Consider the following 15470-nt stretch of genomic DNA (forward strand, 5'->3'; position numbering starts at 1 on the left):
CGGGCGTCGTTGGGACAGCCGTCAACAATGGTAGTGGCGAGGTGCGTGCTGTCAATCAAAGGGAGTAGCCGAAAGCGGTCACAAACGCCGGAAGGTTCATGCCAGTGACGTGCGGGAGTGTCGCGTGCACATGGAGCGGGGTAGGGGCATGAGTGTACGCTCGAAGAGGCGGCGACCGCCGTCTCGGTGACGGTTTACCCGACACGGACGAGCAGTGTCAGTGGCTTCATTCAAGCGAGAACAAGATTATCGCCCCCCCTGGCTCTCCCTTCGATCTCCAGTAAGATGAACAGTTCGAATCGCAACGCGAGAGTGGCGGAATTGGCAGACGCGCTGGATTTAGGATCCAGTGGGGCAACCCGTGCAGGTTCAAGTCCTGTCTCTCGCACTTGGCTTCTTCAACTTCCTGGGGTTCGTCCGAAACCCCTTTGTTTTCCCTGCGAAACGCGAGTGACACCGGAAGGTCATCACCGTCATCGGTGCCCTTGGCGGGCGTCTCGTCGATGGTCGTTGAGGACGTCCTGGGGCGTCCAGGGCCGGGGGAGTTGGCACCAAAGTTGGCACCTTTTTGGGGCTCTTTGGAGGGGCCGTCGGTCCCGGTCGCGCGGAGTTCGAGGACGTCCGAGGTGGGCCCGTCCATGCCCGGAACCGGGGGGAGGCTCTCGACCGCGGATTGCTGATCGTGGAGCCCGAGGCTCGTGTAGACGTTCATCGTCAGGTCGATCGAGGAATGCCGGGCGAGCGTCTGGGCCAGCTTGGGCGAGACCTGGGCCCGCGAGAGGTTCGTGATGAAGGTTCCCCGCAGGCAATGAAAGTCGAGCGACCGGCCGTCCTCGTCCACGGGATCGATCCCAGCACGCTCGAGGTCCGCCCGCATCATGTCGGCCGTCTTCATGTCCTTGATGGGCCACAGGGGCGTCTCGGAGCCCTCCAGCCCCTTCTGGGCAATCCATGCCCGAACCCGACCGGCGAAGTCCCGGCGAATGGGAAGCGTGTCTTCCCGACGACGCTTCGAGTAGCTGGCGACCACGGTCACCGTCGGCGGATCGGCAGCGAAGGCGAACGATCGCGCCGTCAGGCTCGCGATCTCGTTCCGCCTGAAGCCGGTGTAGGCCGCCACGCAATAGATCATCGCTCGGTCCGGCCCACTGATCCCCATGAGCTCTGGGCCCGTCCTGGCGACAGTGAGGAGCTTCTGGAGCTCGTCCGGTTCGAGGGGGCGCCGTTCGATCCTTCGGTCAACGTCGGTCCGCTTCTTCGAGAGCCCCACGAGCGGGTCATCGAGCATCCGCTTGTTCTTGACCAGCCAACGGCAGAACATCTTCATGGCCGTCAGGTAGTGGTTCGAGGATGCGACACTCCGGCCGTCTCGACGGAGTTCCGAGAGGAACCCCTCGACCCTCGCGGGCGTGATGTCCGGGATGAAGACGATCTTCGCTCCCTTGAGCGTGTCGCGGACCCGTTGGAACGTCGTGTTGACGTAATCGGGCGTCGAGCCCTTCGCCTCGAGGTTGGCCTTGTAGGCGTCGAGATGCTTCAGCAGGGGCCGCTTGAGGTGATCCTCAAAGGGATCCGCGATCCCCGCCTTCTGCCGGTCGACCTTCCGCAGCAGGTCGGACAGGAGTTGTTGGGTCGCCTGCTTGTCCCGGAAGCCCGCGCGCCGGCAATCCTTCCCGTTCGCGTCGCGGTAGCGGATCCACCACTTATCGGACTTCCGCTTCTGCCCCGTCCTGGGGTCGGTGACCGTTTTTCGGTAGAGCGTTGCCATGGGATGCCTTTCGGTTGCTAGTCTGATCTCGGGAGATGATCTAGAACTCCGCTTGGAAGCGAAATTGCTGTTCAATGTTACCTGTCTTCTTCAACGATACAGGGGCTACAATGAAGTCTTGGATCTCGACAACATAGAACTCTAGCTCGAACCTTGTTCCGTCTTTCATCTCTACATCCGAAGGCACCTCGGCTAGGATCTCCACCAACAGGCTTCCCGAGCCGTGTACTTCAATTCCACCGATCGATGGCTGAACCCTCCCCGAAGTGTATCTCGGTATTGAGAGCCGAAGCATCTTGGCATCGTACCCGTCGATCCGAGCGTTGAACCGGTCTTCATCTAGGAAGACCGACGAATGTCCGTGATAGTTTATGAATAGCGACGCGTGGCCTTCTAATAATCGACCCCCACTGATGTTGGGGGAGAGCTCTTCGTCTGGAACTCGCCAACCGAGAGCTGCCTCCCTGACTTCAAGAGAAGGCGAAGACTCGCGCTTCTGGAGGAGGGTGAGAAGTTCAGGGTACTCCGCTGACCTGGTACGAGTACCGTACCTCCAGGGTATTTCGAGCTTGTTTTCGTCCTTTTCAAATGGAACCTGGTATGGGGACCGGTCAGTTGAAAACACGATCGCAACGACGCTCTTAGATCCATCTTCAAGGTGGATGTTGACCTGGAACTTTAGCTCTGGCCTTGTTTGCTTGAAGTGCTTTAGGATTCTGTCAAAAGTCTGGCTGACTTCTTCGTCAAGCTGTGATCGTATCTGTCCCGTCTTTTCGTCGATCCCGACAACCCACAGAACATCTTCATCTCTCGCGGCGTTTGCTAGCCCTGCAAGCTGCCGGGCGTGATGTAGTGACTTGCCATGATCCATCTCGAACTTGAGTTCGACGAATGAGTCCTCGGGTTTGTGGCCGTTCTTAATCGATTGGACGATTGTGCGGACGGCAATCTCTGCGTCACGTTTATTCATGTCTGTCATCCTTTCAATCCCCCGCCCCGCCGGGGATATATGGCGAGACGGGGGCGAGGAAGGTTGCAACAATCAAAGGTCGTCTTCAACTTGCTGGAAGACTTCGGCGGAGCCGGCGACAAACCCGCGTAGCCAATCGGAAGTTGGGTAGGCTGTCTCCGCGCCGGAGTATTCCTTCCAAAATTCCTCCGAGCTCGTGCGGTCGGGGCCATCATCCGGGAAGATGGCCGCGTAGACGCCGAGCGGGTCCAGCTCAACGTAAGGATCATTGGTCAGGGCCGGGGCCAAGCTCGATAGCCGCACCAGGTCACCATACTCAGCCGCCGATTCGGCCCACTGCTTGCCGACTTCCCAACCGTTCGCTTGCTCGTCTTGCTCGAACTTCGCCTTCGACTCGCGAAGGCGTTCAACTAGACTCTTGTTCACGGTAACGCTCTCCAATCGCTGAATGTCTTCTAACTTGCGTTCGACCGCGTCACGCACGACGGCCGACCAATTGACTCGGGTCTTGACCGTGTCCATCCGATCTCTGAGTTCCTTGGTGATCGAGACGGTCCACCGATGAGACTGTTCTGCCATGACTCGCTTTGCCGTTGCTTTGAGGTGATAGGCCTGTCCAATGCCGACATCAGAATATTACCGAAAACGGATCGCGCTTGACAATGATGGTTTTCGGTAATTTGGTCGTAGGCTCGAATCAGACATTTTCGTGAATGTGCAGGTCATCCCCACAGCCCGGCCACCGAAGCGACCGGGCACATTCACTTGTGGAACAAATTCCACAAGTGCTCTTGGTTTGCCTATGCCGCCCGCTCGAACGGTTCACCCTCGATCGCAAGCAACGCGCCGATGGCGACCTTGATCACGTTGAGCGGAGCCGTCGAATAGATCCCCTGGAGTGTCTCCAAATCGCCACCGGTCCGCCAGTAGTCGTCGACGAACCAGCGATGGGGAACCATCAACTGGCACGCGAAGCGGTTGGCCATGACCTCGGCTAAGTGACCGTCGTCAATCTCTTCCCCGCTACGGCGCTCAATCGTCGACATCGTCAACTCGCCGATCTCGTGGGCGATGAGGAACTCTTGATGCTTCGGGTGAAGGCCTTCCCGAACGTAGACCACGGCGAGCGCGCCGTTGCAGCTTCCCCTCGTTGGCTGGTTTCTATCGACGAGCACCGGGAAACCGAGATGGTTCGCCACGTCGAGCGAATGAACCGGCGGCTCGGTGATCCCGCTGGCCTCAAGCAGTTCCTCGACGTGTTCCATCACGGCTTGGTCAAGGCTGCAAATGGCAAAGGTCATGAGCGTTCCCCCGCCAAGAGGTAGTCCATGCACGCGTCATCGTGATGGTTCGTCGCCAGCTCGAGCACGAGGGGACGTCCGTAGCGATCGGTGCCTATCGCTCGTTCTTGTTCGGCTTCGTCCTCGTGTTCTTGGTCTTCGTGGGCATCGACGATGTCACAGACCGCCCCGGACTCGTTGGAAGCGAGCACCGCGGCCATGGAGTCGGTCGAGATGACCGTCAGCCCCGCGTATTGGACGCTGTACGCCCCGTCCTGAGACGCTAGCTTGGCCGAGCATGATTCATCGGCCGTGCGGGTCTCGAACGCGGAGAGCCCACCCTGGGCGTCCACGGAGACCGTGGCCCGGTTGTTGCCCTGGGCATCGAACAAGCGGATGGACGCGGTCCCGTCGGCCAGCGTCCCTAGATCGATGCGAACGTTCCCGTGGACGTCCTCGATGAGCAGCCGCTCGCAACGCATCGTGTGTCGTGGGTTGGGGTTTTTCCCATTGCGACGTTTCCGGGTCGTGGGAAGATCACAAGTGGCCATGGCGTAGGTCCTCCTACGTGGTGGCAAGGATCGGCCGGGAGGTAGTGACTCTCGGTCGGTCCGCCTTTACGTGCCGCCCATCGACGTGATGAGCGCGCGCACGATCGACCCGGGGCGTCACGCCCGAAAGACAGACCAATGGCAATCGATAGGATGAAATACAGCCATGGGTTGAACCTCTCATCCAGGTCGGCTCGTGGTTAGGGCTCGCTGGGAGTTGGCGCTCCTGGCGAGTCCGACCTTTGAACCTATCGATTTTCAAAACCCTCGGCAAGAAAATTCGGACCGCGCTAGGGAAAACCCTAATGGACCGCCGGCACCAGTCCGCTACGATTCCGAGTGGCAACCACTTCACCTTGGAGGTCTCCATCATGACCGTTGAAGAACGTCTCTCGCGTCTCGAGCAAGCCAACCGGCGCTGGCGTCTTGCGGCCACTGGACTGGCCGCGTGTCTCGTGCTGGTCGTGAGCGTCGGGGCGGCCACGAAGCCCCAGGACGCGCGGTTTGGTACGGTGACAGCGGAAACGTTCATTCTCAAAGACAGATCCGACAATTCCGTTGGCTTCCTGGCAACGAACGAAGACTTCGAGCCCTACCTGAGCCTCCATGACCCCGACGGGCCTGCTACCGCCACGCTTGCTATCTCGGACGCTGGCGCTTCAATGATGGCCACGAATGGGGTGTACCAGGTGATGGTTGGCGCATCAGGCGATGGGGCCGCGTCCTTCCTCATGGGCAACAAGAAGACTCGCCAATTTGGGGGGATCGTGTCCAATTTGGCCGGCGGCGTAGCAACAGTCGGTCTCACGGCCCCAGCCCGGCGTTGACCCGTCTGGCTCGCTGTCCCTGTGCTTCCTGCTGTTGTTCGAGTGCTCGGATACGTTGTGCGTTTTGCTGCACACCAGCCAGACCTTGCTGGAGAATCTGGAATTGCCGTGCGCCGAAGTTGATGAGTGCGTTCTCGTTGTTCAGAACTTGCTGCACAAACTGCTTCTGTTGGTCGCCCACTTGTTCAAGCTGGTCGCCCGCATCGCCCCCGCCACCTAGCTCGATCCTCGGTAGCTCTGGCCCCAGCGCCTCCCCTGGTCTCTGGTTCGGCAACTCGACGTTGAACTGTTCGAAGAACTTGCCCACATCCGAGAACAACTCACGTAGATCCTTGAACGGATCGAAATCCGGCTGCCCAAGGGCTGGCAACCGATCCAGGATCGCGTCCCCGACCTGTTGTCCGATTTCCTGGAGGTCTTCGCCGATATCCCCGACGCGACGACGCGTCTCCTGTGGAGCAACGCCGCGACCTTGCGGAATCCGTTCACCGTTGAGAACCCGGCGGACACGGTCGGCAAGATCGTTGGCTTCGGCGTTGCCTGCAAGCTGCTCGAGCTGCTTGGCGAATTCCTCGAGCACTGCTCGCTGCTCGTCGATGCCGAGTCCACCCTTGTCTAGCACCTCCTGGAGAGCCTCCCGGATCGCCCCCGCGAGCTCTTGCGGATCTAGTCGGCCGAATCGCGCATCCTGAAACGCCTGACGCCGAATCTCGGCACGTTCTTCCCTGGTCAAGTCGTCTCCGCCGGCTTCGGCGATCCGACGACGAGACACGCCCTCGGCGAGCTGCTTCTGGTCGATGCCGAACTCGCGGGCGAATTCCTGGAATTCTCCGAAGACCTTCTCGAATTGTTCACGAGCCTCTTGGGCACGCTTGGCCATCCGGCGGAAGGCGTCCTGTTCGAAATTCTGGGCGCCAGGGAGAACGGGCGGCTGGAAGTTGCGCACCCCTCCGCCCTCTTCTGTCGCAAGCGGTCCAGCACCAAAGACCAAGGGCTGTCGCTGTGGGCGATGTTCGGGCTCGAAGCCGAACGGGGAGCCGCCACCGAAGGGATGGGTGAACGAAGCCCCGTCGCCGCCCAGGAAGCCGAACACGTTAAAGTCTTTGGCGATCTGCTGCATCTCGCGAAGACGGTCGCCAAACGCATCGCGAACCTTGCGGAAGATGTCTTCTCGTTCGACCTGGTCGACTTCGAGCTCGCGAAGTTGGTTCTCCAGGAACTCTCGCCCCATCCTCGCTCGCTCGCGAAGACCTTCATCGATGTCCCTTCGTTGCTGGAGGATCAGGTCGCGTTCGAAGTTCCGAAGCCTGAGAAGCCGTAGCTCTTCCTCTTTGTCGGCCTTCTTCTTCGCGTCGGCCGCCTCCGCTGCGGCCGCGCGTTGGTCGGCAAGCTGCTTGAGTCGTTCGTCGTGCGCCTTCCGTCGGTCGAGGGCATCCTTAATGCGTTGCTCTCGGCCCTTCTCGTCGACCTCGATGATCTCCTCTCTCGCGTCCTTCTCCGCGTCCAGGGCCGCCGCGACGATGCGGAACCCTTCGGCTTGGAGCCGTAGACGACTCGCCTCTTGGTCAGAAACCACACCGATCGCGTGCCCGATGTCGACGTAGCCGTCAATCATCTCGGCGTAGGTCTCTGCCACGAACGCTCGGAACCTGGCGAGGTTGGCGATGACGTCGTAGATCGCTCGGGACAGGGTCGTGAACCCCAGGCTGAAGTCGAACACCGATTCATCGAGTTGCTCGACATTGCCTTGCACTTCGGGCGCAATCTGAGCGATCTTTGACAGCTCGATTCCGACATCGCCGAGCCAGTTGGCCAACTCGGACAGTGTTCCCCGATTGGCTTCGGCCGCCGCCGCGAGCTCACGGAAGAACTCGGGGATCGATGATTCGCCCACGATCTCGGCCATCTGGAATTGCAGGTTGTCGAACGCGCCTCGCAACTCATCCATCTCGTTCTTGGCGTCGAGCCCCGCCGCGGCGAACTGCTCCATGACCACGTCGAGCCTCGCCATCGAGGCGCGTAGGACAACTGCCTTCTTGTCCACCTCGCCGAGAGCATCGAAAGCGCCGATGCCAGCGCCCTCGACCAGCTCGAAATGGGCCCTCGCCTCATCGAGTCCGCCAGTCAGAAGCCCGATCTCGCGAAGAGCGTCAGGGCTGCCTTGAACCAGTGCGGTAATGACGCGTTGCACGTTCGCGGACGCATCGTCGCCGAATGCTTTGGCTTGCTGGCTCGCGAACTCCACCGCTCGGGCAAGCTTTTCGAATTCGACACCGCCGGCCAATCCGCGGTTGACCAACTGGAGTGATTCTGTCAGCGAAAGGGCATTCGACGACGCGGACCGCAGTTGTAGGGCCATCGCCTCGAGAGCCGTGCGGTTCTTGCCGGTGAAGGCCTCCGCGCCCGCGACGGCGTCCTGATAGAGGTTCCACTCGTCGATGTAGCCGATCAGGTCATGGGAGATGTTGCGGATCGTGCCGGCGACGATGTCGAACGCGGCTTTGAGGTCAACTAATGACCGGATGCCCATGTCATCTAAGACACCGCGAAACTCTTCGAACCTCGATTGAATCTCTTCCGCATCCTCGCCTAAGCCGCCAAGGTCATCGCCTAGGTTATCCGCCTCGTCGCCGGCTTCTCGCATGCTGTTGGCGAGCTCATCGAATGTCGGGGCCGCGTTGTCATCCAGATTGATTGTTAGCTTCGTCGCCATGTTGAGCTTCCTTTCATCGTTCGAGTCGCTTGATGATGGCTTCGTATGCCTTGCCTGCGATGCGTTCCAATTTTCTCACTTCGTCGATCGGTAGAACCTTGGGGAAGATGGGCCGCTCGGCGTCGAAGTACGGCGCGTACTCCCGTCGAACCTCCATGTTGACCTTGTTGACTTCGAGGGTGACCGTCCTGCCGTTGACGCTCCCGATCTTCTCGTAGCCCGCGTTGATGGCGTCGCTAAGTTTGCCGTTGTCGATCCCGATCGTGATCGTTCCCGATGCGACCAAGCTTCTCCCGAGGTTGCGCGAAGACCTGCTTTGCTGCGACCTTGCCGAGACGAAGGTGGTCCCCTTGGTGTTGTTCGGCCGAGACTTCTTACGCTTCTTTCGCTGAGGCGCCGGCGTGTTGTCACCCTTCGCCGCCTTGCGTTTCGCATAGTCGTCGGTCAGATCGAGCCACTTGACGCCATCGAGTCGACCGGCCCGACCTCGGGACTTCTCTTCAAAGTCACGCTGCACCAATGACGTGACTTGGATGCCGATCGCCTGGAGGATCTCGGGCCGCTGCTTCTCAACGGTCAATTTGACCGACTGAACCAGCCGGACCTGTTGCCGCAGGTTGTGGGTGAGCTTGATTCTCATGGTTGACCATTGGCTTTCAGCTTAGCGATGAAGCCCATGAGTCGCTTCTGGTTCGCGAGGCGCTCTTTCATCGTTTTCTCTAGCATCCGCGTCAAGCGTCCTACGTTCCTCTGGAAACGGCCCAACATCTCGCATGAGTCAGTCGCTTCGGAGATGTTCGTTACTGCCGCTGAGGCAGCGTTGCTCGTCTCTACGGTGTTGAGTGCGATCGTCTCCGTCTCTTGGAGCAATGCGTTCGCTTCGTCGGCCCACGGCGAACTCGGATCGATCAACGATGCCGCCTCTCGGATGAACTCGCGGGTCGTCCGCGTCTGTTCGGTTAACGTGTTGCAGCTCTCGACGATGAGCCGGAGTTCCGCCCTCGCGCTTTCCATTTTGTCGATGTCATCCATGTGCCTTGCGAGCCTCCCGGCCTACCAACTCTTGAAGCAGTTCCGATTGCCTCATGTGCTCCGCTGCGAGCCCATCGGTCTTAGCGACCAACGGGCGAAGGTTTGCTTCGTAAGATTCGCTCAACCGCTTCGGGTCGTCATGCTCCAAGACGAGTGACGCCGTGAAGACGACCAGGACGCAGTGCTCGGCCAGCTTCCTAGCGATGGCTCCCGACTCAACGGCACTTTCGATGAGTTCCAGGGGGTCGGACCAGTTGGCGAGGATCGCGTCGGCGATGCGAACCTTCCAGTCGGCCGCGCATCGTAGGCCTTCGTGCCGGGCCCGCACCGACTCGATGTCACGCCGAAGGTCATCGCGAGAACGCATCGGCGCGTCAGCTCCACTTCATGCCGGCGACTGGATCTTTCGCCCGCTCGCGAAGCGACTTGGCTTCATCGAGAAGGGCGTCGATCTGCTCCTGTCGCTTGCGGAAGTCGCGCTGCAAGGCCTCCTCGCGGAGTTCCTCAGCCTTGGTCCGTCGGACCCCTTGCTCCCTCTCCTGAGCCCGTTGGGTCGCGGCGTCGTTTCGGTTCATCTCGAGTTGGTTGGCGCGCTGGCGAGCCTCTCGCTCAAGTTCATCCGCACGTTCGAGAAGCGACCGATCGGCCGTGTTCTTGAGCCTCTGCCGGGCGACCTTGGCTCGGGTCCGGTGACCCTCGGCAAGGTTCGATGCCGTGGCCTGGGCCTCGGACGATTCCCTTTCCGCTGCCTCAAGCTTCAGTTTGACTTCCGCTTCGACTTGTTCTCTCTTGCGAAGGGCCGCTGTCGCCCTGGCGTTGGCCTCATCGATCTCGGCAGTGACCGCGTCCGACTCCGCCCGCTCGATCGCCGCTACCGCCTCGAGTCGCTTCGTGAGCGTTGCGATGTCGGCTTTCATCGCGTCAGGCGAGCGCCCCGCGAATTGAAGGCACTGCTTGGCCTGGTCCTCCTCGACCGAACGGCCCCGCGCGATGTCCTCGACGAGGGACCGGTATTCGAGTTCCGCGGACTTCGTGAATGTGTCGAGCACGTTGTCGACGTTGTCCGAAGTGATCGTTGACATGATGTTGGAATCTCCCTGTTGTTAGAACTCCATCGAACCCGAGTGTTAGGACACCCGAGGACTCACCCAAAGAAACTCTTGGCCGCCTCCTTCGCTTCCGCGTCGCTCACCCCCAGCACCCTTTGAGCCGCGCCTTGAGCTTTTCGGTAAGCCTCCCGCGCCCGCTTGATCGAGCTCGCGTTCGGGGCGTTCTGGGCCGCCTGGATGCAGTCGTAGGCAGCGTTGCACAATCGGAAGACTTCCGAGCCCGCCTTCGGCTTGGTCTGAAGCCTGGTCACAAGACGGTTGGTGCCGTCGCTGATCTTCGAAAGCTGGGCAAGCTGGTCCTCGATCGACTGGCCCACGACTTGCTCGCCCGCCATCGGGTCACCCGAGAACGGGTCCATCGACGTCTTGTTCTTTTCCTCGTGCTTCTTGATCTTCGCGTCGATGGTCTCCCGGCGATCCCGAAGCATCTCGGCAAGCATGTCGTCGCTAAGGTTCTGCTTGACCTTCTGATTTTCAAATTCGCTGGAACCGTTGACCGAGGTAATCCACTCGCACAAGCGGTTGAACAGCTCGACCGCCTGAACCGTCATCGAATCGGGCATGGGAATGCCTCCCTTCTAAGAAACGTCTCTACCGGGCACGAACGCCGTACCCTCGCAATCTGTTCGTCATCCTTCGGGTCGCGGCAGCCTCGTCGTGTAAGTGCTCCCGTCCTCTCGTGTGACCTCCGCGTGAAGAGTGTTGGGACCGCCGACGATCCTCGGGCGGAACATCGGGGCAGGAGCGGATCCCGCGTCGTTCGCCGCCAGCAACGCCAGCGAGAACGCCACCGCATGGTCACCGTGCCCCTCGCCGTCGCGCGGATGCTTGAGCCGAAGCTTCCCCTCCCCGCGCTCGACGATCATCGTCTGAGACAGCTCGGTCCGAAGCCGTTGGTGTTCGAAGCAACGAATGTTCTGCTCGGAGAAGCTGTTGACGAAGTGCCGGGCCATCCGGTCCATGCTCGGCACCGTGAACGCATAGGTTTCGAACGGGATGCTCGACTTCTCGAGCCGCTGTAGGAGGTAGTGCCCCTGCCAAGGATCGGCGTAGGCTTTGGCCCAATGAAACGCCTTGTAGTCGTCACGGATCGCCGTCTCGACTTCCGCCAGGTCGACCCGCCGGGTTTCCCTCGGCTTCCACGCCCGGAGCTTCGCCAATCGCATCACGCCCGTTCGGTTGTCCCGCGCGACGATCGCGAAAACGCAAGCATCCTTCGTCAGGCCAAGGTCGAGCCCGCAGCCGTAGGAGTAGCCACGCTCGGCGGACGCCATCGGCTGAAGACGATCCGCGAACGCCGCGTCAATCTCTTCCTCGGACAGCGCGTCCCCGCTGCCGACGGTCCACTCGTTGAGCCAAAGCCGCTGGTAGGAGATGCGGGGCAACAACCGCTTCTGTTCCTCCAGCCGGTCCGGAGTGATCCAAGACGCCTGGGGGCCCTCCAGCCGCGAGAAGTGCCACCGCTCCGACGTCCGTGCTTCTTCTCGGACCGTCCACTGCCATGAGGAGCCCATGCCACCGCCGGCGTTGCTGATGATCAAGAGCATCGAATGGGCACGCTTGGCAGCCGCCGAGAAGACCGCCTCCCAAAGCTCCTGCGAAGGCCAGTGCGTCAGCTCGTCGCAGATCGTGAAGTCCGGCGTCCGGCCGAATGCCACCGCAGCATCGGCACTCAAGACCGTCAGCTCCGATCCGTTGCTGAGGTGAGACACCTTGTTGCTCTGCACTTCGAGGGCCGAGGCGAGCCACTCGTTGAGTCGCAAGAGCCGATCGCACGCCTTGAGCAAGAGCCGGGCCTGCTCGCGATCACACGCCGCCGCCACGCCCGCGAGTTGATGTCGAGAGAACGCCAACACCCACAGGACCGAGACCGCCAGGTCCGATGTCTTGCTGTGACCTCGGGGCCGCTCGAGGTAGATGCGGTTGATCTCGTCGGCGTCCGTGACTCGAGCAACGCGGAGCCAACCGGAGTCCGCGGCCTCGAAGTCGTCACGCTGCCAAGAGTCCATGACATCGCCGAGACGCTGCGGGCCTTCGTCGGTGTCGACGAGCAGATGAGCCCGGAACTTGGCCGGGCTCTTGGCCATCTGCTTGAGGAGTTCACGGTTCATTCGCCATCGTCTCCGTGAAGGCCGGCCCACGGAGACGAGGCTCCCTTGCCGCCGAGCCCACCATCAAGCCCAAGGCGAGCCAGAAGCCGTGAACGCGTCTCTGAAGCCCGAGCGATGCTCGACAGGCACTTGTGCCGCTGGTCGAAGTCGAGCTTGCCGTACCGCAGGTCGCGACCGAGAAGGCCTATCTGCACCTGGCACCGGGCAAGCTGGTCGAGCAAGCTGTCGAGGAACGTGGTGATCGTCACATCGTTCCTCGACAGCTCCGCTTCTGCTCGCTTGCGAAGCTTCCGCGCCTTCCTCGCGAGGTAGTCGCACTCTTCCGGGAGCGTCTCCAGCGTCAAACGGTCATTCCTGCCCATGCTTCGCTCGCCCTTTCGTGTTCAAGCCCCTCGGCGGCATGGAACCCCGCGTACGGGCCACCGGGGGAATCGCCGAGCTACACCGCCCTGCGGTTGGTTCGTGCCCGCCGTGGGCGGTGGTCAGACCCACGACGGGCCCACGCTGGGAGCGAGTGACCCCAAAGGTAAGGCCAAGGCTCGACCGGCATGGACGTGGTGTTCATCGCGACAATGACGCCCTACCATGCAACCCGGCAACGCTCGGCAACACTCACCCAAGTCGCCGCGCTGAGTCCCGCGTGGCACCTGAGTTGGCACCATCTGAAGGCGAGACGCTGCTAAGTGCTTAGGTCGCATGATGTTACGTCTCCTGTGGTTTGGACTCGGCATCCAATGACGTAACTGGCCGGCAAGATAGAGAAGGGCTGGTGAAGGATGGCGAGCGGGCGGCTAACACATTCGCCCCCGCCCCCACTGTTGACGATTTGACGATTTCACCATTTTCGGGGTTAATCTCCATGCACGCGTACGCATGGGGGTTAACCGGGATTTTCGATGAATCGTCAAATCGTCTACAATCAGCCATTACCTATCTCGCCCTTGTTCTCTAATGCAATGCCGACATAGGACCGATAAGCCGTGGTCCCTTGTTCAAACCCTCGCTCGATGAGAATCTGACCGAGCTTCTTAGAGCTCACTTGCCGTTCGCCGGCCTCGTCACACCAGTCCTTGTATCGCTTGTAGAGGTCGCTGAACCGCACCCGGAAGCTGGGATTGCCCGTGACGCATTCGTCCTCGATGAACTGTCCGATGACGTCCTCGGCGGCCCGGTACTGAGCCGTCGCGGTCTTCACCACGTCGGGCAGTCCGAGCCCATCCTTCTGCCATGCCAAGCAGCCCCGGACGGCCCAGGCAAGGATCCCGGGCGCTTCGTCGCGGAGCTTCTGGGGTAGCTGCTTGTCTTGTCTCTCATCTGGAATTGTGACAGTGAAAGGGATCAGTCGAATCCGTCGCCAGATGGCGTGATCCTGTCCCCTGACTCGTGGCTTGTGGTTGCCGACCATGACGAGCTTGTGGGTCGGGGTGAAGTCCCACCAATCTTCCCGCATCCGACGGCATGCGATCTTGTCACCACCGGTCAGAAGCTTGACGGCGGTCTCGTTGAGTCTCCTGCCTTCTTCGGTCTCGACAGCCGCCACAAACCGCTTCGCGAAGAGCATTGCCCTTAGCGTCGGGTGATCGTCGGTATTCTTGACGGTGAGCAGACCATCGGGCGCGGGGGCCGCGTAGTCATCCCCGAGGACGTGCATGACGGTTTCAGTGAAGACGCTCTTGCCGTTGCTTCCCGTTCCCCACAGAAACCACAAGGCCTGCTCGGTTGTCGTTCCCGTCAGCCAGATCCCGAATGATTTCCAAATGAAGTCAATCAGATCCTCCGATCCGGCGAAGATCTCGCCCAGAAACTCCTCCCACCGTGGGCATTCGGCGTTCTCGTCGTAGTTCGTCGGACAGACCGCCGTCAGGTAGTCCTCTCGCCGATGAGGCCGAAGATCGCCGGTTCGCAGGTTAACCGTTCCGTTTGGACATGGAAGCAACCACGGTTCCGCATTGAGCCGCTCGGGGCCGATCGGCACTCCTGGTATCGCCGCCGACTCTTTGATCATGTGGTCGAGCCGCGATGTCACCTCCGACTTGATTGCCCAGCCAGCGAGGTCTTTTCGAAGTTCCTCGTCCTTGACTGCCATCGCCTCGCTCAAGACCGCCTTGGCCGCCTGATGCGCGAGGTGACGGATGGTGCCCGAGTCATCGACCGACCAGTGAGACCCGGTCCAGATCAGCCACTTTGACCACGGGTGACAGTAGCGGATGCTATCCCCGAAGCGATGCACGAGCCTTCGGCCGTTGCCAACGTCGCTGAGGTTCTCGACGGCACAAAGCTTGTCGATCGGGTTTGCGTTCGCCTCGAAGGCAACACGCGAACTCTTTTCCTTTCTCTCCGACGGCTCCCACTCGTCCGCATCGGCAACCAACGCCCGCAGCTCGTTGACCGAGTGCCCCGCGTCGAGCCAGTCGGAGACGTCGCCCTTGGGCGGAAGGTCGGGCAGTTCGAGCGCCTTGACCGTTGCCGCGACGCCGCTAAGCGACGCCGCTACCTTGCCGGCGTGGTCACGTCCAGGATCGTCGTTGTCGGGAATGATGACGACGTGCCGACCCTCGAGGCTTTCGGCGTACTCTCGTCGCCACTTCCCGGCTCCACCGGCGTTGCATGTCGACACGAGACCGAGCGATGTGAGCCGATTCGCATCCTTCTCACCTTCGACGACGAACACTATCTCCGACGGAGCAGCCGCAAGCAACTCTGGCAACCGGTAGAGGACTCGCCTAGCGCCGTTGAGCTTCCAACGCCAACCGCCACTGCCATCCGGGACTCGTTGTCGAAAGTCCTTTGGCTTCATTCGAACCGCTTGAAAGAGAAGTTTGCCGCTCTCGTCGACGTAGTTGTAGGTTGCGGCGATTTCCTTCCTAGGCTTCGTCGGAGCGCACAGATCACGAGGGTGCAAGCCGATGGCTTTCGTGATCAAGGGCATCGAGCAGCCCGTGTGGCAGTGCACCAGCACTTGGCCGCGATCTCCGACGCCCACGGAGAGAGACGCCGTCCGATCTTCATGAGCCGGGCAACGAGCCTCCCATTGGTGCTCACCCGTCTGGCGAACGCCTTCGAGTCGGCTAAGGACTCGGTCAATCGGCAGCTCTGTGGCGAGGTCCAT

At 60.9% G+C, this 15470-nt stretch carries 14 protein-coding genes, 1 tRNA gene and 1 pseudogene; 2 read left to right on the forward strand and 14 right to left on the reverse strand.

Annotation, left to right across the window (positions count from 1 at the left end):
* Positions 1 to 306: 306 nt before the first annotated feature.
* Positions 307 to 388 (forward strand) — tRNA-Leu (locus Pan216_RS07690).
* A gap of 318 nt (positions 389 to 706) precedes the next feature.
* Here Pan216_RS07690 and Pan216_RS07695 read toward each other — a convergent pair.
* The 5 genes and pseudogenes from Pan216_RS07695 to Pan216_RS07715 all read right to left on the reverse strand — a co-directional run.
* Positions 707 to 1768, reverse strand: a pseudogene (locus Pan216_RS07695) (tyrosine-type recombinase/integrase); the annotation flags it as partial.
* Between the two features lie 40 nt (positions 1769 to 1808).
* Positions 1809 to 2738, reverse strand: coding sequence for a hypothetical protein (locus Pan216_RS07700; RefSeq protein WP_145257088.1), 930 nt, complete (start codon positions 2736 to 2738; stop codon positions 1809 to 1811).
* A gap of 72 nt (positions 2739 to 2810) precedes the next feature.
* Positions 2811 to 3260, reverse strand: a complete 450-nt coding sequence (locus tag Pan216_RS07705) for a hypothetical protein (protein ID WP_419193380.1) — start codon at positions 3258 to 3260, stop codon at positions 2811 to 2813.
* Positions 3261 to 3538: 278 nt separating this feature from the next.
* On the reverse strand, positions 3539 to 4039 hold the full coding sequence (locus Pan216_RS07710) for a M78 family metallopeptidase domain-containing protein (protein WP_145257094.1): 501 nt from the start codon (positions 4037 to 4039) through the stop codon (positions 3539 to 3541).
* The gene (locus Pan216_RS07715; RefSeq protein WP_145257097.1) at positions 4036 to 4569 is read right to left on the reverse strand and encodes a hypothetical protein; all 534 of its coding nucleotides are present in this window, start codon (positions 4567 to 4569) and stop codon (positions 4036 to 4038) included. The genes Pan216_RS07710 and Pan216_RS07715 overlap by 4 nt, the downstream gene beginning before the upstream one ends.
* A 242-nt stretch (positions 4570 to 4811) precedes the next feature.
* Here Pan216_RS07715 and Pan216_RS07720 point away from each other — a divergent pair, with 242 nt between their 5' ends.
* Entirely contained in the window at positions 4812 to 5396 is a 585-nt protein-coding gene (locus Pan216_RS07720) for a hypothetical protein (protein ID WP_145257100.1), read from the forward strand.
* Here Pan216_RS07720 and Pan216_RS07725 read toward each other — a convergent pair.
* The 9 genes from Pan216_RS07725 to Pan216_RS07765 all read right to left on the reverse strand — a co-directional run bounded on the left by Pan216_RS07725 (position 5374) and on the right by Pan216_RS07765 (position 15470).
* Positions 5374 to 8109 (reverse strand): coiled-coil domain-containing protein, encoded by a 2736-nt coding sequence (locus Pan216_RS07725; protein ID WP_145257102.1) that lies wholly within the window; start codon positions 8107 to 8109, stop codon positions 5374 to 5376. The two genes, Pan216_RS07720 and Pan216_RS07725, sit on opposite strands and share 23 nt — an antisense overlap.
* A gap of 13 nt (positions 8110 to 8122) precedes the next feature.
* Complete coding sequence (locus tag Pan216_RS07730; RefSeq protein WP_145257105.1) at positions 8123 to 8749, reverse strand: hypothetical protein; 627 nt, start codon at positions 8747 to 8749, stop codon at positions 8123 to 8125.
* Complete coding sequence (locus Pan216_RS07735) at positions 8746 to 9141, reverse strand: hypothetical protein (protein WP_145257108.1); 396 nt, start codon at positions 9139 to 9141, stop codon at positions 8746 to 8748. Before Pan216_RS07735 ends, Pan216_RS07730 begins: the two co-directional genes overlap by 4 nt.
* Complete coding sequence (locus Pan216_RS07740) at positions 9134 to 9508, reverse strand: hypothetical protein (protein WP_145257111.1); 375 nt, start codon at positions 9506 to 9508, stop codon at positions 9134 to 9136. The genes Pan216_RS07735 and Pan216_RS07740 overlap by 8 nt, the downstream gene beginning before the upstream one ends.
* Before the next feature lie 7 nt (positions 9509 to 9515).
* Positions 9516 to 10223 (reverse strand): hypothetical protein, encoded by a 708-nt coding sequence (locus tag Pan216_RS07745; RefSeq protein WP_145257113.1) that lies wholly within the window; start codon positions 10221 to 10223, stop codon positions 9516 to 9518.
* A gap of 62 nt (positions 10224 to 10285) precedes the next feature.
* The gene (locus Pan216_RS07750; RefSeq protein ID WP_145257116.1) at positions 10286 to 10813 is read right to left on the reverse strand and encodes a hypothetical protein; all 528 of its coding nucleotides are present in this window, start codon (positions 10811 to 10813) and stop codon (positions 10286 to 10288) included.
* A 66-nt stretch (positions 10814 to 10879) separates the two neighbouring features.
* Entirely contained in the window at positions 10880 to 12361 is a 1482-nt protein-coding gene (locus Pan216_RS07755; RefSeq protein WP_145257118.1) for a terminase large subunit domain-containing protein, read from the reverse strand.
* On the reverse strand, positions 12358 to 12723 hold the full coding sequence (locus tag Pan216_RS07760) for a hypothetical protein (protein WP_145257121.1): 366 nt from the start codon (positions 12721 to 12723) through the stop codon (positions 12358 to 12360). The genes Pan216_RS07755 and Pan216_RS07760 overlap by 4 nt, the downstream gene beginning before the upstream one ends.
* Positions 12724 to 13280: 557 nt before the next feature.
* On the reverse strand, positions 13281 to 15470 hold the full coding sequence (locus Pan216_RS07765; RefSeq protein ID WP_419193381.1) for a phage/plasmid primase, P4 family: 2190 nt from the start codon (positions 15468 to 15470) through the stop codon (positions 13281 to 13283).

Source organism: Kolteria novifilia (assembly GCA_007748055.1).
GTDB lineage: Bacteria > Planctomycetota > Planctomycetia > Kolteriales > Kolteriaceae > Kolteria > Kolteria novifilia.

Excerpts from the sequence above, each read along its gene's own strand:
- Pan216_RS07755 (WP_145257118.1), bottom strand. The coding sequence starts at position 12,361 with ATGAACCGTGAACTCCTCAAGCAGATGGCCAAGAGCCCGGCCAAGTTC.
- Pan216_RS07715 (WP_145257097.1), bottom strand. The coding sequence starts at position 4,569 with ATGGCCACTTGTGATCTTCCCACGACCCGGAAACGTCGCAATGGGAAA.
- Pan216_RS07760 (WP_145257121.1), bottom strand. The coding sequence starts at position 12,723 with ATGGGCAGGAATGACCGTTTGACGCTGGAGACGCTCCCGGAAGAGTGC.
- Pan216_RS07700 (WP_145257088.1), bottom strand. The coding sequence starts at position 2,738 with ATGAATAAACGTGACGCAGAGATTGCCGTCCGCACAATCGTCCAATCG.
- Pan216_RS07730 (WP_145257105.1), bottom strand. The coding sequence starts at position 8,749 with ATGAGAATCAAGCTCACCCACAACCTGCGGCAACAGGTCCGGCTGGTT.
- Pan216_RS07750 (WP_145257116.1), bottom strand. The coding sequence starts at position 10,813 with ATGCCCGATTCGATGACGGTTCAGGCGGTCGAGCTGTTCAACCGCTTG.
- Pan216_RS07735 (WP_145257108.1), bottom strand. The coding sequence starts at position 9,141 with ATGGATGACATCGACAAAATGGAAAGCGCGAGGGCGGAACTCCGGCTC.
- Pan216_RS07710 (WP_145257094.1), bottom strand. The coding sequence starts at position 4,039 with ATGACCTTTGCCATTTGCAGCCTTGACCAAGCCGTGATGGAACACGTC.
- Pan216_RS07725 (WP_145257102.1), bottom strand. The coding sequence starts at position 8,109 with ATGGCGACGAAGCTAACAATCAATCTGGATGACAACGCGGCCCCGACA.
- Pan216_RS07740 (WP_145257111.1), bottom strand. The coding sequence starts at position 9,508 with ATGCGTTCTCGCGATGACCTTCGGCGTGACATCGAGTCGGTGCGGGCC.
- Pan216_RS07765 (WP_419193381.1), bottom strand. The coding sequence starts at position 15,470 with ATGGACCTCGCCACAGAGCTGCCGATTGACCGAGTCCTTAGCCGACTC.
- Pan216_RS07705 (WP_419193380.1), bottom strand. The coding sequence starts at position 3,260 with ATGGACACGGTCAAGACCCGAGTCAATTGGTCGGCCGTCGTGCGTGAC.
- Pan216_RS07745 (WP_145257113.1), bottom strand. The coding sequence starts at position 10,223 with ATGTCAACGATCACTTCGGACAACGTCGACAACGTGCTCGACACATTC.